At 60.4% G+C, this 21939-nt stretch carries 20 protein-coding genes; 6 read left to right on the top strand and 14 right to left on the bottom strand.

The genetic code is table 11. The features are described from left to right. Nucleotides 1-40: 40 nt before the first annotated feature. The 5 genes from glcF to EL257_RS10205 all read right to left on the bottom strand — a co-directional run bounded on the left by glcF (nucleotide 41) and on the right by EL257_RS10205 (nucleotide 6359). Nucleotides 41-1261, bottom strand: a complete 1221-nt coding sequence (glcF, locus tag EL257_RS10185; RefSeq protein ID WP_126362163.1) for a glycolate oxidase subunit GlcF — start codon at nucleotides 1259-1261, stop codon at nucleotides 41-43. Nucleotides 1262-1263: 2 nt separating this feature from the next. Next, nucleotides 1264-2313, bottom strand: coding sequence for a glycolate oxidase subunit GlcE (gene glcE / locus EL257_RS10190; RefSeq protein ID WP_126362165.1), 1050 nt, complete (start codon nucleotides 2311-2313; stop codon nucleotides 1264-1266). After that, nucleotides 2313-3812 carry a glycolate oxidase subunit GlcD gene (gene glcD / locus EL257_RS10195; protein WP_126362167.1) on the bottom strand — a complete coding sequence of 500 codons (1500 nt, stop codon included), beginning with the start codon at nucleotides 3810-3812 and terminating at the stop codon, nucleotides 2313-2315. Before glcD ends, glcE begins: the two co-directional genes overlap by 1 nt. A 144-nt stretch (nucleotides 3813-3956) precedes the next feature. Then, nucleotides 3957-4883 carry an alpha/beta fold hydrolase gene (locus EL257_RS10200; protein ID WP_126362169.1) on the bottom strand — a complete coding sequence of 309 codons (927 nt, stop codon included), beginning with the start codon at nucleotides 4881-4883 and terminating at the stop codon, nucleotides 3957-3959. A 21-nt stretch (nucleotides 4884-4904) separates the two neighbouring features. Then, nucleotides 4905-6359 (bottom strand): flavin-containing monooxygenase, encoded by a 1455-nt coding sequence (locus EL257_RS10205; RefSeq protein ID WP_126362170.1) that lies wholly within the window; start codon nucleotides 6357-6359, stop codon nucleotides 4905-4907. A 190-nt stretch (nucleotides 6360-6549) separates the two neighbouring features. Here EL257_RS10205 and EL257_RS10210 point away from each other — a divergent pair, with 190 nt between their 5' ends. Together EL257_RS10210 and EL257_RS10215 are read left to right on the top strand one after the other, a co-directional pair. Continuing rightward, the gene (locus EL257_RS10210; protein ID WP_126362172.1) at nucleotides 6550-7620 is read left to right on the top strand and encodes a diguanylate cyclase; all 1071 of its coding nucleotides are present in this window, start codon (nucleotides 6550-6552) and stop codon (nucleotides 7618-7620) included. A 289-nt stretch (nucleotides 7621-7909) separates the two neighbouring features. Continuing rightward, nucleotides 7910-9142, top strand: coding sequence for a M20/M25/M40 family metallo-hydrolase (locus EL257_RS10215; protein WP_126362175.1), 1233 nt, complete (start codon nucleotides 7910-7912; stop codon nucleotides 9140-9142). A gap of 153 nt (nucleotides 9143-9295) precedes the next feature. On the opposite strand, the gene EL257_RS10220 is transcribed toward EL257_RS10215, so the two are convergent. The 8 genes from EL257_RS10220 to EL257_RS10255 form a co-directional block, all read right to left on the bottom strand. After that, nucleotides 9296-10165 (bottom strand): isocitrate lyase/PEP mutase family protein, encoded by an 870-nt coding sequence (locus EL257_RS10220; RefSeq protein WP_126362177.1) that lies wholly within the window; start codon nucleotides 10163-10165, stop codon nucleotides 9296-9298. Nucleotides 10166-10285: 120 nt separating this feature from the next. Continuing rightward, the gene (gene astA, locus EL257_RS10225) at nucleotides 10286-11320 is read right to left on the bottom strand and encodes an arginine N-succinyltransferase (protein WP_126362179.1); all 1035 of its coding nucleotides are present in this window, start codon (nucleotides 11318-11320) and stop codon (nucleotides 10286-10288) included. Between the two features lie 61 nt (nucleotides 11321-11381). Then, nucleotides 11382-12398 (bottom strand): arginine N-succinyltransferase, encoded by a 1017-nt coding sequence (locus EL257_RS10230; protein ID WP_126362181.1) that lies wholly within the window; start codon nucleotides 12396-12398, stop codon nucleotides 11382-11384. Nucleotides 12399-12516: 118 nt separating this feature from the next. Further along, complete coding sequence (locus tag EL257_RS10235; protein ID WP_126362183.1) at nucleotides 12517-13866, bottom strand: APC family permease; 1350 nt, start codon at nucleotides 13864-13866, stop codon at nucleotides 12517-12519. Between the two features lie 79 nt (nucleotides 13867-13945). Continuing rightward, nucleotides 13946-14698 carry an N-formylglutamate amidohydrolase gene (locus EL257_RS10240; RefSeq protein WP_126362185.1) on the bottom strand — a complete coding sequence of 251 codons (753 nt, stop codon included), beginning with the start codon at nucleotides 14696-14698 and terminating at the stop codon, nucleotides 13946-13948. Beyond that, nucleotides 14682-16013 carry a glutamine synthetase gene (locus tag EL257_RS10245; RefSeq protein ID WP_126362187.1) on the bottom strand — a complete coding sequence of 444 codons (1332 nt, stop codon included), beginning with the start codon at nucleotides 16011-16013 and terminating at the stop codon, nucleotides 14682-14684. The genes EL257_RS10240 and EL257_RS10245 overlap by 17 nt, the downstream gene beginning before the upstream one ends. Beyond that, nucleotides 16010-16654 (bottom strand): isochorismatase family cysteine hydrolase, encoded by a 645-nt coding sequence (locus tag EL257_RS10250; protein WP_126362189.1) that lies wholly within the window; start codon nucleotides 16652-16654, stop codon nucleotides 16010-16012. The genes EL257_RS10245 and EL257_RS10250 overlap by 4 nt, the downstream gene beginning before the upstream one ends. Nucleotides 16655-16656: 2 nt before the next feature. Beyond that, nucleotides 16657-17511 (bottom strand): MurR/RpiR family transcriptional regulator, encoded by an 855-nt coding sequence (locus EL257_RS10255; protein WP_126362191.1) that lies wholly within the window; start codon nucleotides 17509-17511, stop codon nucleotides 16657-16659. A 330-nt stretch (nucleotides 17512-17841) separates the two neighbouring features. On the opposite strand from EL257_RS10255, the gene EL257_RS10260 reads away from it, so the two are divergent. Both EL257_RS10260 and cobF read left to right on the top strand, forming a co-directional pair. Then, complete coding sequence (locus EL257_RS10260) at nucleotides 17842-18411, top strand: histidine phosphatase family protein (RefSeq protein WP_126362193.1); 570 nt, start codon at nucleotides 17842-17844, stop codon at nucleotides 18409-18411. Further along, a complete protein-coding gene (cobF, locus tag EL257_RS10265) occupies nucleotides 18411-19166 on the top strand; it encodes a precorrin-6A synthase (deacetylating) (RefSeq protein WP_126362195.1) in 756 nt (251 codons plus the stop codon). Before EL257_RS10260 ends, cobF begins: the two co-directional genes overlap by 1 nt. A gap of 133 nt (nucleotides 19167-19299) precedes the next feature. On the opposite strand, the gene ftrA is transcribed toward cobF, so the two are convergent. Further along, nucleotides 19300-20274 carry a transcriptional regulator FtrA gene (gene ftrA, locus EL257_RS10270; protein WP_126362197.1) on the bottom strand — a complete coding sequence of 325 codons (975 nt, stop codon included), beginning with the start codon at nucleotides 20272-20274 and terminating at the stop codon, nucleotides 19300-19302. 101 nt (nucleotides 20275-20375) lie between these two features. Between ftrA and EL257_RS10275 the strand changes: the two genes are divergently transcribed. After that, nucleotides 20376-20801: a rhodanese-like domain-containing protein gene (locus EL257_RS10275; protein WP_126362199.1), complete on the top strand. Its 426-nt coding sequence runs from the start codon at nucleotides 20376-20378 to the stop codon at nucleotides 20799-20801. 340 nt (nucleotides 20802-21141) lie between these two features. Beyond that, nucleotides 21142-21921 (top strand): ABC transporter substrate-binding protein, encoded by a 780-nt coding sequence (locus EL257_RS10280; RefSeq protein ID WP_126362201.1) that lies wholly within the window; start codon nucleotides 21142-21144, stop codon nucleotides 21919-21921. The last annotated feature ends 18 nt before the right edge of the window (nucleotides 21922-21939 follow it).

Genomic DNA, 21939 nt, shown 5'->3' on the forward strand with positions numbered 1-21939 from the left:
AGCCTTCGCTGACGCGGGCAAACGAAGAATCCTACGAACTTCATTCTGCCAACGACTGATCCACCAACTCGATCCAGTGCATGACCGGCGTGCGCCCGGCGCTGGACAGATGGCTTTGGCAACCGACATTCGACGTGACGATCAATTCGGGCCGGCCGCTTTCCAGTGCATTGAGTCGGTTATCGCGCAACCGCCGCGCCAACGCCGGTTGCGTCAGTGAATAGGTGCCCGCCGAGCCGCAGCACAAATGGCCGTCGGGCACGGCAGTCAGGTTGAAGCCCAAGCGTGTCAGCACGGCTTCGACCGCGCCACCGAGTTTCAACGCATGTTGCAGGGTACACGGACAATGCACGGCAATCCTCCGCTCACTGGCGGCGCAGATCTGTTCAAGCGGTTCCTGCGCGAGAATCTGCACCAGATCCAACGTCCGCTCGCTGATCAACCGGGCTTTCGCGGCGTAAGCGGGATCCCCCTCCAGCAAGTGCCCGTAATCCTTGATGAACGCGCCGCAACCGCTCGCGGTTTGCACAATCGCTTCGGCACCGTTTTGCAGGTGCGGCCACCACGCATCGATGTTCTGCCGGGCGCGGTCGAGGCCTTTGATTTGGGCGTCGAGATGATAGTCGAGCGCGCCGCAGCAACCTGCTTCAGTCACCGTTGTCACGCTGATGCCCAATCGATCGAGCACCCGTGCCGTCGCATCATTGGTGTTGGGCGAAAGCCCCGGTTGCACGCAGCCTTCCAGCAACAGCACGCGCCGGGCGTGACGGGGCGCGGGGCGCACACCGGAGTGCGGCATATGCTGCGGCAATTTACTTTCGAACAGACGCGGCAGCAGCGGGCGAAAGGTCGTGCCCATTCGCAGCAAGCCTTTGAACAGGCCAGGATTTGGCGCGAGGGCGCGCAGACCCTCTCGCAGTAATCGCTGCGCGGCGGGACGCGGCACCGCGTGATCGACCACCGCACGACCGATGTCGAGCAGGTTGTGATAATCGACGCCGGACGGGCAGGTGGTTTCACAGTTGCGACAGGACAGGCAGCGATCCAGATGCAGTTGCGTTTGCTCCGTCGCCGGGGCGCCTTCGAGCACTTGCTTGATCAGATAGATACGCCCGCGCGGGCCGTCGAGTTCGTCGCCGAGCAGTTGATAGGTCGGACAGGTCGCGTTGCAGAAGCCGCAGTGCACGCAGGTGCGCAGGATTTTTTCCGCTTCGGCGGCGCGGGGCAGTTGGCGGGATTGCTCGCTGAGGGTGGTTTGCATGGCTATAACTCCGCGTACATCCGCCCGGGGTTGAACAGCCCTTGCGGGTCGAGTTGCGCTTTGAGTTGCCGGTGGTAGCGTAGCAGCGTCGGCGCCAGTGGCTGGAAGGGTGACTCGCAGGCGCCGTGGGTGAAACAGGTCGCGTGACCACCGAGTTCATGGGCGAGGGCGTGAATGTTTGTCGCATCGGACTTTAGCCAGCGTTGCGCGCCTGCCCAATCGATCAGTTGCTTGCCGGGCAAATTCAGTGTCCCGAGATTGTTCGGCAGCGACAGCCGCCACAATGGCAAGCCTTCGTCAAAGAATGCCAGACGGTGTTCATTCAGATCGCGCCAAAACACTGAATCCAACGGTTCACCGCCAAGGCGTTGATGGGCTGCCGTTACCGAGCCTTCGCCGCCCTCAAGGCGCAAATACAGACGGGTGCCATCGTGGCACGCGGCGCTGATCGGCAGCGGTTGCTGCCCCCATTCGGCCAGTCTGGCCAAGGCGCGGGGGCCGTCGATATCGAGGCGGATGCTCAGGCACTGGCGCGGTTTGGGCAGAACTTTCAGCGACACTTCGGTGAGCACGCCGAGGCAGCCGAAACTACCCGCCATCAAGCGTGACAGGTCATACCCGGCGACATTTTTCATCACTTCGCCACCGAACCGCAGGTGCTGGCCGAGGCCTGTGATCACTCGTGTACCCAAGACGAAATCCCGTACCGAACCTGACCACGGGCGCCGCGGCCCGGACAAGCCGCTGGCGATCATGCCACCGACCGTGGCGCCTCCAGCGAATGACGGCGGCTCGCACGGCAACATCTGCCCGGCTTCATCCAGCGCCGCAAGTAGCTCTGACAGCGGCGTGCCGGCGCGCACGCTGATCACAAGCTCGGTCGGCTCATAACGGACAATGCCGCGATGGGCGCGGGTGTCGAGCACTTCGCCGGCCACTTCGCGACCGAGGAACGTCTTGCTGTTGCCGCCCTGAATTTTCAGCGGCGTGGCGTTGGCCCGCGCCTGATTGACCTGATCGAGCAGGGCATCGACGGCATCGGAGTCGGTCATCAGAAACGCTCCAGTTCGGGGAACGGCAGCTGTCCGGCGTGAATGTGCATGGCGCCAAACTCGGCACAACGGTGCAACGTCGGGATGTTCTTGCCGGGATTGAGCAGACCTTGCGGATCGAATGCGGCTTTTACCGCGTGAAACAGGCGCAACTCATCGCTGTTGAATTGCGCGCACATCTGATTGATTTTCTCGCGGCCGACGCCGTGTTCGCCGGTGATGCTGCCGCCGACCTGCACGCACAATTCAAGGATCTTGCCGCCAAGGGCTTCAGCGCGATGCAGTTCGCCGGGTTGGTTGGCGTCGAACAGGATCAACGGATGCATGTTACCGTCGCCGGCATGGAACACGTTGGCCACGCGCAAACCATATTCTTGTCCGAGGCGCGCGATGCCCTGCAGGACACCGGGCAGTTCGCGGCGCGGGATGGTGCCGTCCATGCAGTAGTAATCGGGCGACAGGCGCCCGATGGCGGGGAAGGCGTTTTTACGCCCGGCCCAGAAGCGCACGCGCTCGGCTTCGTCCTGCGCCTGACGCACTTCGCTGGCCCCGGTCTGATTCATCACCTCGCGGACTCGCTGGCAATCGTCGTGAACATCGGCTTCGACGCCGTCGAGTTCGCACAACAGAATTGCCTCGGCTTCGACCGGGTAACCGGCATGGATGAAGTCTTCGGCGGCGCGAATGGCCAGGTTGTCCATCATTTCCAGCCCACCGGGAATGATCCCCGCCGCGATGATTTCAGCCACGGCGCGGCCAGCCTTTTCCACCGAATCGAAACTGGCGAGCAACACTTTTGCGACCTGCGGCTTTGGCAGCAATTTGACCGTGACTTCGGTGATAATCCCCAGCAAGCCCTCGGAGCCGGTGAACAATGCGAGCAAGTCGAAGCCTGCTGAGTCGAGCGCTTCGCAACCCAGCGTCAGGCGTTCGCCCTCGATGGTCAGTACTTCGATTTTCAGCAGATTGTGCACGGTCAGGCCGTACTTCAGACAATGCACGCCGCCGGCGTTTTCGGCGACATTGCCGCCAATCGAACAGGCGATCTGCGACGACGGATCCGGCGCGTAATAGAGCCCGAAGGGCGCAGCTGCCTGGGAGATCGCCAGATTGCGCACGCCGGGTTGTACCCGAGCGGTGCGCGCGGCGGGGTCGATATGCAGAATATTGTTGAAGCGTGCCATGACCAGCAGCAGGCCTTTTTCCAGTGGCAAGGCACCGCCGGACAAGCCAGTCCCGGCGCCGCGAGCGACCACGGGTACGTTGTTCTGATGGCAGAGCCTGAGCAGGGTTTGCACCTGTTCCAGACGCTGGGGCAGGGCGACCAGCATCGGTGTGGTGCGGTAGGCGGACAGGCCGTCGCATTCGTAGGGTTTGAGTTCTTCCTCGCGCCACAAGATATCGAGGTCCGGCATGGCCTGTTGCAGGGCCTTGAGCAACTCGGCCTTGTTCACCTCTGGCAACTGACCGTCGAGGCGCTCGTCATAAAGAATATTCATCTATGCCTCATATCTCGTCCCGTGGCGGCGCTGCCGAAGTCTCGGGCCGCGATCGGACGATCTTTTGAGTGATTTTTTACAAGCAAGATCAAAAGATCGTCCGATCGCGGCCCGAGCCTTCGGCAGCTCCTACGGTGTTGGGTTTCATCGCTGGTTTCCGAGAAATTCCCGATACAGGCGTGCGGTACTCGCGGGTTGCTCGACCATCGGCATGTGCCCGACGTGGTCCCAGACTTCGACCCGCAGATTGGCAATGCCCTTGCTCCACACCGGCACGCTGCTGACGTCGATCAAACGATCCTTGCGCCCCCACAGCAACAGCGCCGGGCATCGGATCGCTGGCAGTTTTGGCTCCATTGGTGGGCTGGCGCGAAAGTCACGAAAAATCTCTTCCAGCTCATCGCGTTGCCGCTCGTAACGTTGCGCGATGGCGTCCAGCACCAATTTTGGTACCCAGGGCGGCGATTCCATGGTCATTGCATAAAACTGGCGAAACTCTTCTCGCGAGTTGATCAGGAACGGATTATGGCCACGGGCCAGATGGCGCTCCATGTCGCTGATCTCCGGCGCTGTGACACCAGCCGGATCGATCAATGCCACCGACGCGATCCGGTCCGGATAGGTGGCCGCCAGCCATGCTGCGATGTAACCGCCCATGGAATTGCCGATCACATGCACCTGCTCCACGCCGCAGACATCCAGTAACTGAATCATCCGTTTCGCCTGCAGCGCAATGTCGTAGCCGCCGCCCGCCTTGAAGCCGGTTTCGCCATGGCCGGCCAGGTCCGGAATGATCACCCGGTATTCGCGAACAAAATGCCGGGCACAACGCAGCCACAGGTTTTTGTCGGCGCTGAAGCCGTGCAACATCAGAATCGCGCTGGAGGCCTCATAAGGTCCGCCTTGCCAGGTCGACACGGTCATCTCGGCAATCGGCACTTCGATCTTGTGCAGTTTGTACAACTTGGCCTCGATGGCCATGTTCAGGTCATACAGCCAATGGCCGACCGCCGGATAACTCAACCAGCTCCAGGCCACGAAAACCGCGAGGGCGACAAACAGCAAAAGCATCGACGTCTTCCTTTTACGTGTTCAAGACAAAATGTGGTCGGCGGGTTTCAACGCACGGGTCAAGCGGTAGTAGCTGAAACTGAAGCCGGGAAACATCGCGATCACATGACCGCTCTTGCTTTGATACCAGCTGTGGCAGCCGCCGGACTTCCACACCGTGCGCTCCATTTCCCGGTGGATCATTGCAGTGTAGGTACGTTCTGCTTCGGGGCGTACCTCAATGCTGCGCAAACCTTTTGCATGCACGGTGCGAATGCAGTCGAGGATGTAGTTCATCTGCGATTCGATGATGAACAACGCTGATGTATGACCAATGCCGGTGTTGGGGCCTGTGACGATAAACAGGTTGGGAAAGTCCGGCAGGCTGGTGCCGAGGTAGGCGCGCGGATACTCGGCCCAGACATCGCGCAATTGCACAGCGTTTTTTCCGCTGACCGGGTAGGAAATCACCCCGTCGGTAGCGTCGTAACCGGTAGACCAGATGATCAGATCGACATCGATGTGCGCGCCGTCCGCGGTGTTGATCCCGCTTTCATCCAGTGATGCGACGCCTTGCTCGCGAGTATGCAGCGTCACGTTGGCCCGGCTCAGCGCCGGATAATAAGTATTGGAAAGCAGCACCCGTTTGCAGCCGATGGCGAAGTCTGGAACGAGCTTGGCGCGCAAATTCGGGTTTGGCACCTGACGCTTGAGCCAGCGCATTGCCTGACGCTGCACCAGGCGGATCGCCGGTTTCGAGTATTTGAACGCAATCACCCGCGTTTCGAACTGCCAATAGATCAGCCAGCGCAGCAGCTTGTAAGCGGGTTTTACCCCGAGCAGCCAGCGCTGGATGGAACCGAAGCGGCGATCCGCTCGGGGCAGCACCCAATGCGGCGTGCGTTGGAACACATGCAACTGGTCGACCTGCGGCGCGATCACTGGAATCACTTGCACGGCACTGGCGCCACTGCCGACGATCGCCACGCGTTTACCACGGTAGTCGTAGCTGTGGTCCCAATGGTTTGTGTGAAAAGTCTTGCCGCGAAAGCGATCCTGGCCGCTAATTCGTGGGATCACCGGTTGGCTCAGCGGTCCGCTGGCATTGATGACGAACTGCGCGTAGAAAATTCCTTTGCTGGCGGTGTGCACGGCCCAGCGTTTTTCCGCCTCATTCCATTCGATGCGTTCGACGTTGGCTTGCAGTTCCACCCGTTCGCGCAGCCCGAACTGTTCAATCACCTGTTCGGTGTAGCGCTGCAGTTCAGCCTGTTCGGCAAACATCTGCGACCAACGGTAGGAGGCAAACGACAGCGAATAGAGCGGCGACGGCACGTCCACGGCGGCGCCGGGGTAGGTGTTCTGGCACCATGTGCCGCCGAAGAAGTCCCGGCGTTCCAGCACGCGGAAATCGTCGATCCCGGCCTTGAGCAGGTTGACCGCCGCGCACTGGCCGCCGAATCCGCTGCCGATGATCAACACTCGATAGGTCTGCATGAGCCTCCTTCTTATAGTTGTTTTCGCGTTTCCTTCTTTCATGTATAGCCAAATATTCGCCCGGTGCGCGGCTCTGATGTCGCGCCATTCAGCCCGCTGGCCGGTGATGGCTATTTAACGTTGCCCTGATAGACTCCCATCACATCCGCGCCATGGCATTGGCAGGATCCGTCGAGAGATCGAGGCCCTTATGGGAAATACGGGACGCAAGGGACTTTCAATGGCCAGGAGGCTTTACACATCGCGGACCCTGGGGCTGGCGCTGGGGCTCGTCTGTGTCAGCGTGGCAATGTATCCGCTCGACCCGGCACCGTGGGTTTGGGCGCTGATGATTTGCAACGGCCTGCTGTGGCCGCATCTGGCGTACCAATGGGCGCGCCGTTCGCAAACGCCGTACCACGCCGAATACCGCAACTTGTTGATCGACGCTTTTTTCGGTGGCTTCTGGGTCGCCGCCATGCATTTCAATCCGCTGCCCAGCGCCACGACCGTTTCGATGATGGCGATGAATAATGTCGCTATCGGCGGTCCTCGGTTTCTTTTGGCCGGGCTGGCGGCGCAGATTTTCGGGATGGGCGTCGGCCTGGTGGTCTTCGCCCCGGCGTTCATTCCGCAAACCTCATCGACGCAGCTCTACGCTTGCCTGCCGTTATTGATGTTTTATCCGTTGGCATTGGGCTGGATCTGCTTTCGTCAGGCCCACACTCTGGGTCGGCATAAACGTGAACTGTTGGCATTGAGCCGGACGGACAGCCTCACGGGTCTGCTCAATCATGGCGCGTGGAAGGATCAACTGGAGATCGCTTTCCAGCGCTGCAAACGGCAGAAAGAAGGTGCGGCGATTGCCTTGATCGACATTGATCATTTCAAGGCGATCAATGACACCTATGGTCATGTCGCCGGCGACATCGTGTTGCGACAACTGAGCAAGTTGCTCAAACAGAACCTGCGTGCGACCGACATTGCCGGACGTTATGGTGGCGATGAGTTCTGCGTGATTCTGCCGGACCTGCCGCTGTTCAACGCCGCCCAGGCCATGGAAGTCCTGCGCGAGCGGTTTGTCACGCTGGGGTACGATCAGGATCCAGCGCTGAAGGTCAGTTTGAGTATTGGCCTGGCGGCGTATGAACCCGCCCATGTCGACGCGACCCGCTGGCTCAATGACGCCGATCAGGCGTTGTACGAAGCCAAGGCTGGCGGGCGCAACCGGGTGATCTGCAACTGCGACACGCCCCGGCACGAGTTGCTCGACTCGGTTTGAGCCCCACACATAAATTTTTTGTAGGAGCTGCCGAAGGCTCGGGCCGCGATCGGACGATCTTTTGATCTTGTTTTCCAAAAGCAAAGTCAAAAGATCGCAGCCTTCGGCAGCTCCTACATTGTTCGGTGTGTTCGGTGTGTTCGGTGTGTTCGGTGTGTTCGGTGTGTTCGGCGTGTACGGCGTGTACGGCGTGTTCGGTGTTGGTCGGAAAGGGGTCGGATTTGGTGTAGAGCCTTGCGTCAATGTCGGGTACGGTTGAATCCCCCCGACACGAAACAAGGATCGCTTCATGACGTTCTCATTTTCCCGCTCTCTGTTGGCCGTCAGTCTTGGCCTGTCGCTAACCCTCGCAGCGTCCGCTGCCGTTGCCGAACCGCACAAGCAAGTGCTCGCCGATGCCGAGCAATATCAGCCCGAAGCGCTGAAGCTGTTGGAGCGATTGGTCAACATCGACTCCGGTTCAGGTTATGAACCGGGCCTCAAGCAAGTCAGCGACATCGCTATCGATGAGCTGAAAAAGCTCGGCGCGACCATTGAGCTGGTGCCGAATACACCGGAAAAATCCAACCATGTGCTCGCGACGTTCAAGGGCACCGGCAAGGCGAAGATCCTGCTGATGGCGCACATGGACACGGTATTCAAAGAGGGTTCTGCGGCTGAACGGCCGTTCCATATCAAGGACGGTCGCGCCTATGGACCCGGTGTGATGGACGACAAGGGCGGCATCGTCGCTGGGATCTACGCGCTGAAAATCCTCAAGAATCTCGACTTCAAGGATTACGCGCAAATCACCTTTCTGCTCGATGCCAGTGAGGAAACCGGTTCGGACGTCGCCACCGATCTGATCAAGAAAACCGCCAAGCAGCATGACGTAACGCTCAATCTGGAGCCGGGTCGTCCCGCCGATGGCCTGGTGGTGTGGCGCAAGGGCAGTGCGACGGCGCTGGTCGAGGTCAAAGGCAAAGCTGCTCACGCCGGTGTCGCGCCGGAGTTGGGACGCAACGCCGCGATGGAAGCGGCGCACCAGATTCTGCAACTGGGCAAGCTCGGCGACGAGGCGAAGAAAACCACCATCAACTTCACCGTGCTCAAGGCCGGTGACCGCACCAACGTGATTCCCGACCAAGCCACGGCCAAGGCTGACGTACGCGCAGCGGTGCCGGAAGAGTTCGACCGCATCGAGAAGGATCTGGCGCGGGTTTCGCAGGACAAGCTGATTGCTGAAACGGAAGTGAAGACTACGTTGCAGCGCGGATTGCCACCGATGCCGCAGACTGCAGAGTCGGATCGCCTGATGGCCATGGCCCAGGGGATTTACGGTGAGATCGGCCGCAAGCTGACCGAGGAGGGCAGCGGTGGTGCGGCGGATGCCAGTTTGTCCGCCGGGGTCGGTACGCCGACGCTGGATGGTTTTGGCATTGTCGGCGGCAATATTCACACGCCGGAGGAATACGCCGAAGTGGCGAGCGTGGCGCCGCGGATTTATCTGTTGTCGCGGATGATCATGGAGTTGGCCAAGTAGCCGTGAGCAGAGGCTGATTTGGCGGTGCGGCGGCTGGCCTCATCGCTGGCAAGCCAGCTCCCACAGGGTTTGGTGTGAACCATTAAGTCATGGTTAGCCGCATACCCTGTGGGAGTCTGGCTTGCCAGCGATGGCGTCAGCCTGGTCAACCCATCACTCCTTGACGCTCATGTATTCCTTGGCCCAAAGGATGTATTCCTCCGGCTGGGTATAGGTGTGCGTCAGTTCGGTCGCGCTCAGGTCGGACGCCTGGGTGAAAATCTGCCGTTGCTCGCGCAAGCTGTCGTACGTGGCTTTGATTGCGGCAAAGTAAGCGCCGTGGCCGTCGATGGTCACGCGTACGCCAAGTTCGGCCAGACGCTTGTCGTCGCGCAACGCCGGGTTGCCATAGGTCACCAGCATCAGCGGCACAGTCAAGTGCTCGGCGATTTGCTCGAGCTGATCGAAGTCCTGCACACCAACCATGCAGATGCCATCAGCGCCGGCGGCCTGATATTGCCGGGTACGGCTGATGATTTCCTGATTCGGCAGAATACCGGCGTTGGTGCGGGCGATGATTGCCATTTCCGTAGCGACCCGGGCTTCCAGCGCCGCGCGGATCTTGCCGACACCTTCGGCGACGGTGATCAGGTCGGTGGATTTGCGTCCGAATTGCGCCGGCAGCAGGGTGTCTTCGATGGTCAGGGCGGCGACGCCCGCGCGTTCCAGTTCGACGATGGTGCGCATCACGTTGAGGGCGTTGCCGTAGCCGTGGTCGGCGTCGGCGATCACCGGCAATTGGGCGACGCGGCCAATGCGCGTGGCCTGTTCGGCGAACTCGCTGAGGGTGATCAGGGCAAAATCCGGCGCACCCAATACCTGCAACGAGGCCACCGAGCCACCGAGAATCCCCACTTCAAAACCCAGGTCAGCGGCAATCCGCGCCGACATCGGATCGAACACCGAGGCGGTGTGATAACAGGTGTCGGAGGCCAGCAACTGACGGAAATTACGGCGCAAATCTTGATGAGAAAGCCTGGTCATACGAGTTCCACCAATACAAAGGAATGGAACGGCTTGAGCAAATGTGTCAACGCCGAAGGATGAAAAGGCTATCACGCGAATGGGTCAATGATCATGACGAATTTGCAAGGCGGGCGTCGATCAGGCAGCCACCGCTTGTTGCTGCTGACTCGGCAGCATTACCGCGCGCACCGAGTTGCCAGGCTGCAACTGCAAACGCTGGGCCGTGGCGCGGTCGATCGCCAGGTGGCTGCCGACCCGTCGACCGCGGGCAACGGTAATTCGGCAATTCTCCAGCCGGCGATTATGGATCAGCCAGAGCGGCGCCTGTTCATCTGGAGTGCCGAGGCTCAGCGTCAGCTCAAGGCTTTCGCGGACGGTGCGGATGCTGCGCACGGGGGCTTCGATCACCGGGCCGCCGTCGAAAATGTCGATATAGCCTTTATGAGCAAAACCTTCGGCCTGGAGAATTTTCAGCGCCGGTTCGGTATTGGGGTGCGCCTGACCGATCGCGGCCTGGGCCTGTTCGGTGAGCATGCAGGTGTACAGCGGCTGGCGTGGCATCAGTTCGGCGATGAAGGATTTGTTGCCCAGCCCGGACAAGTGATCGGCATGGCTGAAGTCCATCTGGAAGAAGTGCCGACCCAGACTGTCCCAGAACGGCGAACAGCCTTGTTCATCGGCGCTGCCGCGCAATTCAGCGATCATCTTCTCGCCAAATAAATGCGGAAACTCGGCGACGAACAGCAAGCGGCCCAGCGATAGCAGGCGGCCGTTGCTGCCGTGACGGTAACCATGGTCGAGAAACAGCGAGCACAGTTCCGATTGGCCGGTCAGCTCATTGTTGAGGAACAGCGTCGGAATCTGCCGCTGAATACCCAAATCCGGCGCCGAACTGACGGTCAGGCCGACGCGATAGTTGTACCAGGGTTCACGCAAGCCCACCGCCCCGGACATTGCGCTGACACCGACTACGCGTGAATCGTCGTCTTCGAGGACAAACAGGTAATCGGCATCGGCGCGCTCCACCTGTTCGGCAAAGGCCCGCTGCGCCCAGCGCACCCGATGGGCCAGGCGATCTTCGTTGGCCGGCAGCGTCGTGAACCCTGGGCCCGCCTGTTGCACCAGCGTCATCAACGCCGGCAGATCGCTGACTTTGACCGGACGGACAATCATGCTGTAACTCCTTCTGCGCGCCTGTTCGGGCACTGTCGTAGGGGGCAGAACCGGGCGTGGTTCATAACGCAATCAGCCGGATCGGGCTGCCATCGGTCACGTCCAGCGCCGCGCACATTGCACGGGTAAGGGCCAGCGGTTGATCGGGTTGGCAATCGAGTTCGGCGACGATGGCGCGGTAGCCGTGCAAGGCGTCGTTGCTCAGCAGATAGCGGCCGCGCGCGTCGATCGACGGGTGTTCGCGGATTTCGACAGTCTGGCTGCGTGCGATCGAACGGATATTGGCCGTGCGCGCATACAAGGTCGGGCCGGCATCGAACAGATCGATGTAGCTGTTGGTTTCAAACCCTTCGCGTTCAAGGATATCGAAAGCTTCCTGGCCGTCCGGATGGATGCGCCCGATGCATTCCTGTGCGGCCGGCGGCAGCATCGGCACGTAAATCGGGTATTGCGGCATCAGTTCGGCGAGAAAACTGCGGCTTTGCAATCCGCACAGACGCTCGGCTTCGGCGTATGGCAAGTCGAAGAAGTGTTTGCCCAGCGCATCCCAAAATGGTGAGTGGCCGTTTTCGTCGCTGTAACCGACGATCTCAGTAATCACCGCTTCGGCGAAGCGCGGCGCATGGGCCGCGATGAACAACAACCGCGCCCGCGAGAGCAGTTCGGCAAAAGGCGTACGCGCCAGACTCGCATCAATGTGAAAACCGCGCAGCAACGTATGGCCGCTGAGGTCATGGCATAGCGACAATGCCGGGACGCCATGCGTGATGTTGAGTTCGCGCGAGGCACTGGTGAAGTGGCGGTTGCGCAGGCTGTAGAACGGCTCGTCGAAACCGGCGGTGGCGAGTATTTCCGAGCAACCGACCAAGCATTGGCTAGTGAGATCCTCGAGCACGAAGAAATAGTTTTCCGGGCCGTGCGTCGCGGCGGCACTGTCGAACGAGGTGCAGGACGAGGCGATCTTTTCGCGCAGACGTTCGCTGTCGTCCGGCAACGACGTCACGCCGACCAGGCTGGCGCGGGCCAGCTGTTGCAATTGGGGCAGGTCGGTTGGCTCAACTGGACGTAAGACCAGCATGGATGCACTCCTGTATCAAAGGGTTCGGCGCTGTTGCCGAACCTGACTATCACTGTCGGTTTCCACGCGTTAAATCGGCGGTCGCCTGATTTGTTGTCAGACGCCGCTCTTTTTCTTGTCAGCCATTGCTCGGGTCAGGCAGCGCGGTGCTGGCGCCGAGTTTGTTCAGGAAAAACAGATACACCAGGCCCAGAGCGATCCAGATCAGGCCTAGTTTCTGCGCATCGACGCCCATGTTGTACATGATGGCCGCAACGATGATGAAGCCGACCACCGGGCAGATCAGGTGACGTACAACCTGACCGGACTTTTGCCGACGCCAGTAATAGTTGATCACCGTCAGATGCAGCAGCATGAAACCACTGAGGGCGCCGAAATTGACCAGCGAAGTCAGGGTGTCGACCGAGTTGATGAACAGGTAGCAGATCACCAGTGACAGCACCGCGACGAGATAGATGCTCAGGTACGGGGTGTTGTGTTTCGAGTGCACTTTAGCCAGTACTTTGGGCAATTTGGCGTCGCGGGCCATACCGAACAGCAGGCGCGAAACCGCAGCCTGCGAGGTGATCGCCACGGCCACGCCCCAGGCTAGCGCAGTCGCTACCGCAGTCAACGTTGCGAGCCAGCTGCCGGCGGCGATTTCGGCGATTTCATAAAACGCAGTATCGGCGGAGGTGAAGCCCATTCCCGCCGCCAGATCGGTGGCGATCCAGGTCTGCGCGACGAAAATCACGCCCATCACCACCAGTGTGATCAAAGCGGCTTTGCCGACGCTCTTGCCGGGATCGCCTTTGATTTCTTCGGCGAGCGTGGAGATTGCATCAAAGCCGAGGAACGACAGCACTGCAATCGACACCGCTTGCATCAGCAAGGCGAAACTGAACGTCTCGGCGTTGTACAGCGGCGCCAATGTCAGCTCGCCGTTGCCGCCACCGTTATGCAGCGCGTTCCAGGCGTAGAACAGGAAAATCCCCAGCACCACCAGTTGCGCGAGCAAAAAGATAATGTTCATCCGCGCGGTAAACGTGATGCCGCGCAGGTTGACGAACGTCGCGCTGACGAGAAACGCCAGAATGAAGCCGACCTTGGGAATGTCCGGGTACAGATGGTTGAGCGCCATCGCTGCGTAGACGTAGAGCAGCGGCGGAATCAGCAGGTAATCGAGGAGCATCAGCCAGCCGGCGAGGAAGCCGACGTGTTGATTGAGGCCGCGCTGCGCGTAGGAATACACCGAGCCGGCAATCGGAAAAGCGCGGGCCATGCTGCCGTAGCTCAACGCGGTAAACACCATCGCCACCATGCCGATGATGTAGGCCAGCGGCACCATCCCCGGAGCCTCGGCGTTGACGTAGCCAAACACACCGAATGGGGCGATGGGGATCATGAAGATCATCCCGTAGACCACCAGGTCGGTGAGCGTCAGGCTACGTTTCAACTCTTGTTTGTAGCCGAATTCTTCGATTTCCATGAAGCGCAACTCCTTGTCAGCCAATCGGTCGTTTTAGTTGTTATAGCGGTCCATCGTGAACAGCTTCAGCGGTCTTTCCTTACAACAATGGCCCCAGATATTCCGCCCATCGCGCAACAGCTTCGGGGCTGCGCAGCAAGTCGTTGCGCACCTCGATCAACAGCGAATCGAGGCCGCGCGCATCGCCATGCACCGGCACGGTCATATCGCCCAGCGGATCGATCTTGTACGGCTGATTACCGGCGACTTTCAGCGGGTGTTCGCCGAGGCCGTCGAGCAGACGCTGCGCGTAGGCCTGCGCGTGACCGAACAGCACGCCGACTTCCAGCGTTCGCGGCTGGCCGTAATACACCGGGGTAAAACTGTGAATTCCCACCACCCGCACGGTTTGGCCGCGCGCGATGCGTTCGTCGATCAAGGTCTGCAAACGCGCGTGAAACGGTTTGAACAGTGTTTGGCGGCGGTATTCGCGCGTCACTTCATCGAGCTCACGATTGCCCGGAATCGGGTAAATCTCGCTCTGCGCCGGAATGCTGTCCGGCGCGTGCCGTGGCCGGTTCAAATCGATCAGCAAACGCGAGTAATTGGCGCTCAACAAGGTGGCGCCAAGTTGTTCCGATAGTTGCTCGGCCAATTGCAGGGCGCCGATGTCCCAGGCGATGTGTTCGCGCGCCGCGACGTCATTCAGGCCCAGATTATTCAAGGGCTCGGGTATGTAGCGACTGGCGTGCTCACACACCAGAATCAACGGATGCGTCGAGTCGGCACGGCTCAGGTTGTAGACCGGTCGGGTGTACAACCCAAGTTCGGCGGATTCAGTACAGGCGTGCATAGTGCTCACACAAGTCAGCGGGCGAGAGCTGTTCCGTCAGCGCCAGTTCCTCGGTTTTAAGGGCGTAATACGTATCGAGCAATGGCTTGGGCAGCCATTCGATCAGGGGAGCGCTGTCGCGCAGACAATCCAGTGCCTGGCTCAGCGAGGCGGGCAGGGCGACGATACCGCGCGCCTTGCGTTGCTCGTCGTTGAGGGAATCGGGAATTTCATCGGTGATCGCATTCAAGGCCAGACGCTGCTCGATGCCCAGTCGCCCGGCGATCAACAGTGCCGCCATGGCCAGATGCGGCGAGGCGGTGGCATCCATGGCGCGGAATTCGAGGTTGAACTGATGCGCTACGGACTTTCCGCCAAGGCTCACGGTCGGGCAGATGCGCAGCGCCGCTTCGCGGTTCTGCTGCCCAAGGCAGGCGTAGGACGCGCTCCAGTGATGCGGCTGCAATCGCTCGTAGGACACCGGCGTCGGCGCGGTGAATGCACACAGCGCCGGCAAATAATGCAGGATGCCCGCCGCCCAGTGCTGGCCGAGACTCGACAGGCCGTTGCTGGTGCCAGCGTCGTAAAGCATCGGCCGCCCCGCAAGGTCGAGCAGGCTGACATGCAGATGCACACCGTTGCACACCGCGTCGGCCTTCGTCTTGGGCGCGAAGCTCAGATCCAGGGCCATTTGCCGGGCGATCTCGCGGGTGATTTCGCGCACGTTCACCGCACGATCCGCCGCCGCCACGCCCAGGGTCGGACGACAGGTGATCTCGTATTGGTGCTTGCCGTATTCGGGCAGAAACATTTCCGGCTCGACACCGCCGGCACGCAAGGCGCTGAGCAGCCAGCCGCCGAATTCCGCGCCCTGACGCTGGGCTTGCAGCGAAAATGCCAGGTGTTCGGCAGCACCGGCGTGCAGATTGAATTCGTGTTCGAACGCTGCGTTGACCTGCAAACCCAGATCGTCGCGGTAGCGTTCAATCTCATCGCGCAACAAGGTGCGCGGGCAGGCACCCCAAGGGCGGCCGTCGGTTTCGCGGATGTCGCCATGGATGAAGTCCAGCGCTGGCGCATTGGCGTCCGGGCCGTTGACGACGGTGACGCGGCTGCTCAGGTGCGGAATCAGCCGCAAGTCGCCATAAGCGCCCCACGGACTGGTCGAGGCAATGATGTCCTGCGGCGTCAGCGCGCTGTTGGCCGGCACCCAGCCGCAACCGGCATCCGTATAACGCTCCAACTCATCGCTGGGAAACGAGCGGCCACGGGTAATGCCGATCAGGTCAGTGGTAACCAGTGTGGTCATCGGCAGGGGCGCCAGACGTGCGCTCATCGCGGCATCTCCCGCAGGCGCCCGAGGACGGTGTCGGTGTCGGTGATCCAGCAATAACCTTTGATCGCGTTCAGGCAGGCGTGGTGCCGTTCGGCGCTGTAAGTGGCGCAGGCGTCTTCCACTAGCGTGACCAGATAACCGCGGTCGGCAGCGTCGCGCACGGCCATGTCCACGCACTGATCGGTGACGATGCCAGCGATGATCAGGTGGCGGGCTTCGAGGTTGCGCAGCACGTAGTCAATGTTGGTCGAGTTGAATACCCCCGACGACGTCTTCGGCAGGACGATTTCGTTTTCCGCCGGGGTCAGTTCGGCGATGACCTGCGCCTGCGGGCTGCCTTTGGGCAGATGCATGTCCGACAGTTTGTGATCCAGCGAGCGATCGCGGCCGTCGGCAGTCAGGCTTTCGATAATCGTGTGCAACACGTTCTGCTGTTTTTCGCGAAAAGCACCGAGCAAACGCTGTTGATTCGGCACTACTTGGGTGCGTGCGCGATTGAGGAAATATTCGGCGTCGGGACCACTGAGGTGCGGGTCGAACTGCGGTTCGAGCCAGGCCCGTTGCATATCCACCAACAACAACGCCGTGTGGTCGGCAACAAATGGCAGGTCTCGCGGCGAGCGGTGGGGAAGGCTGAACATCCTTATTTATCCTCCAGCAGGTGAGTGGCGAAGTCGTTGCGCAAGGCGTCGATGCCTTCCAGGCGATCGGCCAGATCCGGGCCGCGCAGGGTCAGGCAGGCAATCAGCGCCTCGACCTGGGCGAGCGCGGGCACCATGGTGTCGAACGCGGATGCCGATTCCACCGGGGCGCTGATGATCAGGTCAGCCATCTCGCGCAGTGGTGAAGCGTAGATGTCGGTGAACAGCACCACGCGGGCGTTTTTGCTTTTCGCCGCACTGGCTACCCGCAGGGCTTGGGCTTGGTAGCGGCGATAGTCGAACACCAGCACCACGTCCTGGCGTTGCAGGTCATACAGACGGTCCGGCAGCAGCGCGTTGTCTTCCAGGGCAAAACAGCCGGGGCGCAGCAGGTGCAGATGATTGAGCAGATACGTCGCCATCAGACTGCTGAACCGCCCGCCGTAGCAGTACACCTGATGGCGGGAGTCGAGCAGCCAGTCGGTGAGAATGCGCACGTCTTCTGGCTGGGTCAGTGATTGCGTGTCGAGCAGCAGGCGATGACTTTCGCCCAGATAATGGCCCCAGGCGTCATCCTTGTTTTGCTGGGCGCGAGGCTGCAGGAGCGTGCGCGGCGAGCGCAGGCGATGGTCCATATCACTGAGCAGGGCGTCCTGAAATTCGGCATAACCGCCGAAGCCGAGTTTCTTCACCAGCCGCACGATAGTCGGGTCGCTGACACCGGCATGTTCGGCCAGGCGCGCCATGGGCCCGAGGCCATTGCGTGGGTACTGATCGAGCAAGGCGCGAACGACTTTGCGCTCCGATGGCGTCAGAACCAGGCCGGGGTCGGTGATCACGTCTCTAAGAGGGGGCATCCGGGCTCCTGCTGGATGGGGGTGTCGAATTCGCTTCACAATCCGTTAAAACAGTATTTATGTAACTCCCGCTACATGTCTAGTTAATTTTTGTGGATGTTTATAAGGCACCGAAATGGGGCGAGACGCCCGTGTAACAAGGCCTACACGCATGCCGATCAGTGTTGTAGGCCATTGCCCACTGGCGTGTCAGACATTGCCGATTCGCATGCTTCATTCCGCGATTTATCGCGGTAGCAGATGACCCTGCCGCCCGCTGTTTGCGGCACAATTGACGGCGAGCTGGCACTGCGCCGCGATTTTTCAACCCTCTCGACCGAGTGATACCTCGTGCAAAGCACCTGTTTGACTTTGATTTGCCACGCGCGAACCGTCGCACAGAAATTGGCGAGCTTTCCTACGAATGAGCCTGTTGAAGATTCCGCGCCGCCATCCGACAGGCTGTCGGCTCGCTTCAGCCCTCAGCGGCGCTTGATCTGTGGCCCCGAACTGCGCACCCGACAGACCGCCGCGTGGTTTGGAACGGATGCGCAGATCGATGAGGCGTTGCGCGATTGCGATTGGGGGCGCTGGCATGGCAAGTCGATCAAGGCGTTACAGCGCGAAGAGGGCGCAGCGCTGCGAGCGTGGCTCGATGATCCGCAGGCCGCGCCGCCCGATGGCGAGTCCGTTGTACAACTTGGCTCGCGAGTCGGAGCATGGCTGCACGCGCTGCAAGGTACGCCCGGCCATGTGGTCGCGGTGACGCATCCGTTCGTGATGCGCGCGGCGCTGATGCACGTTGCGCAAGGCGCGGCCTTTAATGCCATCGATGTCGAGCCGCTGTCGATCATCGAATTACGTTTCAACGGGATCTGGCGGCTACGCTTGCCCGGTCTCGAATTGGAGGGTGCGCTCTGATGAAACAGCTATTGGTGATTGGCATCGGCGCCGGAAATCCGGACTACATCACGATGCAGGCGGTCAAAGCGCTGAACCGCGCCGATGTGTTTTTCCTGATGGACAAAGGGCAGAGCAAGGATTCGCTGATCAAACTGCGCCGCGAAATCTGTGAACGCTACATCAGCGATCCCGGTTACCGCTTCGTCGAGGCCCGCAGTCCAGAGCGTGAGCGTGGCGATGTCGACTACACGGCCAGCGTCGATGAGCTGAATCGCGCCAAGCAGCAGACTTTCGAACAAATGATCGATCAGCAATTGTCTGACGGTCAGTGCGGCGCTTTTCTGGTGTGGGGCGACCCGGCGTTGTACGACAGCACGATTCGCATTCTGCAGGCGATTATGGCCTCGGGTCGTTGTGCGTTCGAGTTTGAGGTGATCCCCGGCATTACCAGTGTTCAGGCGCTAGCCGCGCAGCACAAAGTGCCGCTGAACGGCATTGGCCGTTCGGTCGAGATCACCACGGGACGGCGCCTGGCCGCGGGGCAGGTCAGTGACGCAGACAGTCTGGTGGTGATGCTTGATGCTGAAGATGCCTACCGATGTGTGGCCGATCCGCAAACCGACATTTACTGGGGCGCCTACCTGGGCACAGCGGACGAGATTCTGATCAGCGGCAAAGTGGGAGCGGTGGCGGATGAGATCGAGCGGGTGCGCAAGGCAGCCCGGGCTGAGCATGGCTGGATAATGGATACCTATTTGTTGCGCAAGCCTTAGGTTTGCGACGTCCCGACTGGCCTCATCGCCGGCAAGCCAGCTCCCACAGGTTTTTGCGCTGTTTGCAGAGGTGGTAAACACCACAAATCACTGCGGGAGCTGGCTTGCCAGCGATGGGGCCCTAAAGAACACCTCAGGAACTGGCACTAAACCCACGCCCAAATCGCTCGCGATACACAGATGGCGGCACGCCGACCACGCCGCGAAAGGCCACGCGAAAACTCTCGACCGAGCGATACCCGCAACGCTGCGCAATGCGTTCGGTGTTGTCCGCTGTGCTCTCCAGCAACTCCCGCGCCCGCGCCAATCGTTCATGTTGCAGCCACGCCTTGGGCGACTGTCCGCTGGCTTCGCTGAAACGTCGTAAAAATGTCCGTTCGCTCATCGCCGCTTCACTGGCCAGATCGCGCACTTCCAGCGGTTCGTGCAGTCGCTCACGGGCCCATTGCATGATCCGCGACAGATCGTTGCGCGGTGTCCGGCTGACCGGGGTCGGGATGAATTGCGCCTGACCGCCGGTGCGTTGCGGCGACATCACCAGACGGCGGGCGACCGCATTGGCGACCTGCGTGCCGAAGTCCCGTGCCACCAGATGCAGGCAGGCATCAATTCCCGCAGCGCTGCCCGCCGAGGTGATCAATTGTCCCGAATCGACGTAAAGCACATCCGGGTTGACCTCGATCGCCGGAAACCGCTGTGCCAGTTCTGTGGTGTAGCGCCAATGCGTCGTCGCGGTATGGCCGTTGAGCAAACCACTGGCCGCCAGTACAAAAACCCCGGAGCAAATCGACAATAACCGCGCGCCACGAGCGTGAGCGTCGCGCAGTGCCTCGATCAGCGCCGGCGGCACCGTTGCCTCACGGTCGCGCCAGCCGGGAATGACGATGGTGCGCGCCTCGCGGAGCAATTCCAGCCCGCCATCAGCGATCACTTGAATGCCGCCCATGGCGCGCATCGGCCCTTGATCGACGGCGGCAATCGCGTGCTCGTACCACGGGAAATCGAACTCCGGGCGGGCGAGGCCAAAGATCTCCACGGCAATGCCGAACTCGAAGGTACAGAGACCGTCATAGGCCAGAATGGCGACCAGACCTGGTGAAGTAGGCATTTGGCGGAAAATTCCCGGTGAGTGTCTTATGCGCCACTGTAGCGGTTTGCGCTGGCTCGATAAAGTCTGCTCAACCCCACCGAACTACAGGATTGAACAACATGCCTAGCCTGGTCAGCCACATTCCCGCAGCCCCATCGGCGGTTGCCTTCGCACATTTCAGCGCCCGTCTGACGTTCGAAACCGATTGTTCCGACGTCCATAGCAGTCACGAGGCCGGCGACGCCGATTTCGTCTTGCTCGACGTGCGCGGCCCGCTGGCTTACGAACGCGGGCATGTGCCGGGCGCGATCAACATGCCGACACGGTTACTCACCGTGGAAAACCTGGCGAACTATCCGCAAGACACATTGCTCGTAGTCTATTGCGCAGGTCCGCACTGCAACGGCGCGAACAAGGCGGCGGTGAAACTGGCGGCGCTGGGTTATCCGGTCAAGGAAATGATCGGCGGTGTCACCGGATGGCTGGATGAAGGCTTCGAATTAAACATCCCACAAAACCAATCCACCATCAGCTGCGCCTGCTGATCTACCTGTAGGAGCTGCCGCAGGCTCGGGCCGCGTTCGGACGATCTTTTGATCTTGTTTTATAGAAAAAAAATAAAAAGATCGCAGCCTGCGGCAGCTCCTACACAAAATTTCCGAGCCGATTGAGGGCTTGTCCTACAGGCTTTGCACCACGACGGCGCAGCGGTTGATCTAGGTCAAACACTGCGCCGATGTTTCGTAAGTATTTGTCGCTTAAACACAATTTGCCCTGTGCGCGCCGCCATAGACTGCCGGCCACTTCGGAATTTGCTGCTCAAAGGCCATGACCGAATGCTGACTCGAAGCTGCCAATAAAAGCCTCCGCACACAGGAGTTATAAATGAAGAAGCTAGTGATGTTTGGTGCCCTGGCACTGTCGATGTTATCCCTGACCGCCGTGGCCGATGAGGCCAAGCCGATCCGCATCGGTATCGAAGCCGGTTACCCGCCATTCTCGATGAAAACCCCTGACGGCAAGCTCACCGGTTTTGACGTGGACATCGGCGATGCGCTGTGCGCGCAGATGAAAGTCAAATGCACTTGGGTCGAGCAGGAATTCGATGGCCTGATCCCGGCACTGAAAGTGAAGAAGATCGACGCCATTCTGTCCTCGATGACCATCACCGACGACCGCAAGAAAAACGTCGACTTCACTATCAAGTACTACCACACCCCGGCGCGCTTCGTGATGAAGCAAGGCTCCGGTGTCAAAGATCCGCTGACCGAGCTGAAGGGCAAGAAGGTCGGTGTGCTGCGCGCCAGTACGCATGACCGTTACGCCAGCGAAGTGCTGGTGCCGGCCGGGATCGAACTGGTGCGTTACGGCTCGCAGCAGGAAGCCAACCTCGACATGGTGTCCGGACGTATCGACGCGATGCTGGCCGACTCGGTCAACCTCAGCGACGGTTTCCTGAAAACCGACGCGGGTAAAGGTTTCGAGTTCGTCGGGCCGACCTACGAAGACGCCAAGTACTTTGGCGGCGGCGCCGGCATTGCCGTGCGCAAGGGCGATACCGCGCTGGCCGAGCAGTTCAACAAAGCCATCACCGAAATCCGCAGCAATGGCGAGTACAAGAAAGTCCAGGACAAGTACTTCGACTTTGACGTGTACGGCCATTAATACGCCGTAAAAAAAAGT

Source organism: Pseudomonas fluorescens, from assembly GCF_900636825.1.
GTDB lineage: Bacteria > Pseudomonadota > Gammaproteobacteria > Pseudomonadales > Pseudomonadaceae > Aquipseudomonas > Aquipseudomonas fluorescens_BG.

Excerpts from the sequence above, each read along its gene's own strand:
- glcD (WP_126362167.1), bottom strand. The coding sequence starts at position 3,812 with ATGAATATTCTTTATGACGAGCGCCTCGACGGTCAGTTGCCAGAGGTG.
- EL257_RS10240 (WP_126362185.1), bottom strand. The coding sequence starts at position 14,698 with ATGCACGCCTGTACTGAATCCGCCGAACTTGGGTTGTACACCCGACCG.
- EL257_RS10245 (WP_126362187.1), bottom strand. The coding sequence starts at position 16,013 with ATGAGCGCACGTCTGGCGCCCCTGCCGATGACCACACTGGTTACCACT.
- EL257_RS10220 (WP_126362177.1), bottom strand. The coding sequence starts at position 10,165 with ATGACCAGGCTTTCTCATCAAGATTTGCGCCGTAATTTCCGTCAGTTG.
- EL257_RS10280 (WP_126362201.1), top strand. The coding sequence starts at position 21,142 with ATGAAGAAGCTAGTGATGTTTGGTGCCCTGGCACTGTCGATGTTATCC.
- EL257_RS10250 (WP_126362189.1), bottom strand. The coding sequence starts at position 16,654 with ATGTTCAGCCTTCCCCACCGCTCGCCGCGAGACCTGCCATTTGTTGCC.
- EL257_RS10200 (WP_126362169.1), bottom strand. The coding sequence starts at position 4,883 with ATGCTTTTGCTGTTTGTCGCCCTCGCGGTTTTCGTGGCCTGGAGCTGG.
- EL257_RS10215 (WP_126362175.1), top strand. The coding sequence starts at position 7,910 with ATGACGTTCTCATTTTCCCGCTCTCTGTTGGCCGTCAGTCTTGGCCTG.
- EL257_RS10235 (WP_126362183.1), bottom strand. The coding sequence starts at position 13,866 with ATGGAAATCGAAGAATTCGGCTACAAACAAGAGTTGAAACGTAGCCTG.
- EL257_RS10275 (WP_126362199.1), top strand. The coding sequence starts at position 20,376 with ATGCCTAGCCTGGTCAGCCACATTCCCGCAGCCCCATCGGCGGTTGCC.
- EL257_RS10205 (WP_126362170.1), bottom strand. The coding sequence starts at position 6,359 with ATGCAGACCTATCGAGTGTTGATCATCGGCAGCGGATTCGGCGGCCAG.
- EL257_RS10210 (WP_126362172.1), top strand. The coding sequence starts at position 6,550 with ATGGGAAATACGGGACGCAAGGGACTTTCAATGGCCAGGAGGCTTTAC.
- EL257_RS10255 (WP_126362191.1), bottom strand. The coding sequence starts at position 17,511 with ATGCCCCCTCTTAGAGACGTGATCACCGACCCCGGCCTGGTTCTGACG.
- EL257_RS10230 (WP_126362181.1), bottom strand. The coding sequence starts at position 12,398 with ATGCTGGTCTTACGTCCAGTTGAGCCAACCGACCTGCCCCAATTGCAA.
- ftrA (WP_126362197.1), bottom strand. The coding sequence starts at position 20,274 with ATGCCTACTTCACCAGGTCTGGTCGCCATTCTGGCCTATGACGGTCTC.
- glcF (WP_126362163.1), bottom strand. The coding sequence starts at position 1,261 with ATGCAAACCACCCTCAGCGAGCAATCCCGCCAACTGCCCCGCGCCGCC.
- astA (WP_126362179.1), bottom strand. The coding sequence starts at position 11,320 with ATGATTGTCCGTCCGGTCAAAGTCAGCGATCTGCCGGCGTTGATGACG.
- glcE (WP_126362165.1), bottom strand. The coding sequence starts at position 2,313 with ATGACCGACTCCGATGCCGTCGATGCCCTGCTCGATCAGGTCAATCAG.
- cobF (WP_126362195.1), top strand. The coding sequence starts at position 18,411 with ATGAAACAGCTATTGGTGATTGGCATCGGCGCCGGAAATCCGGACTAC.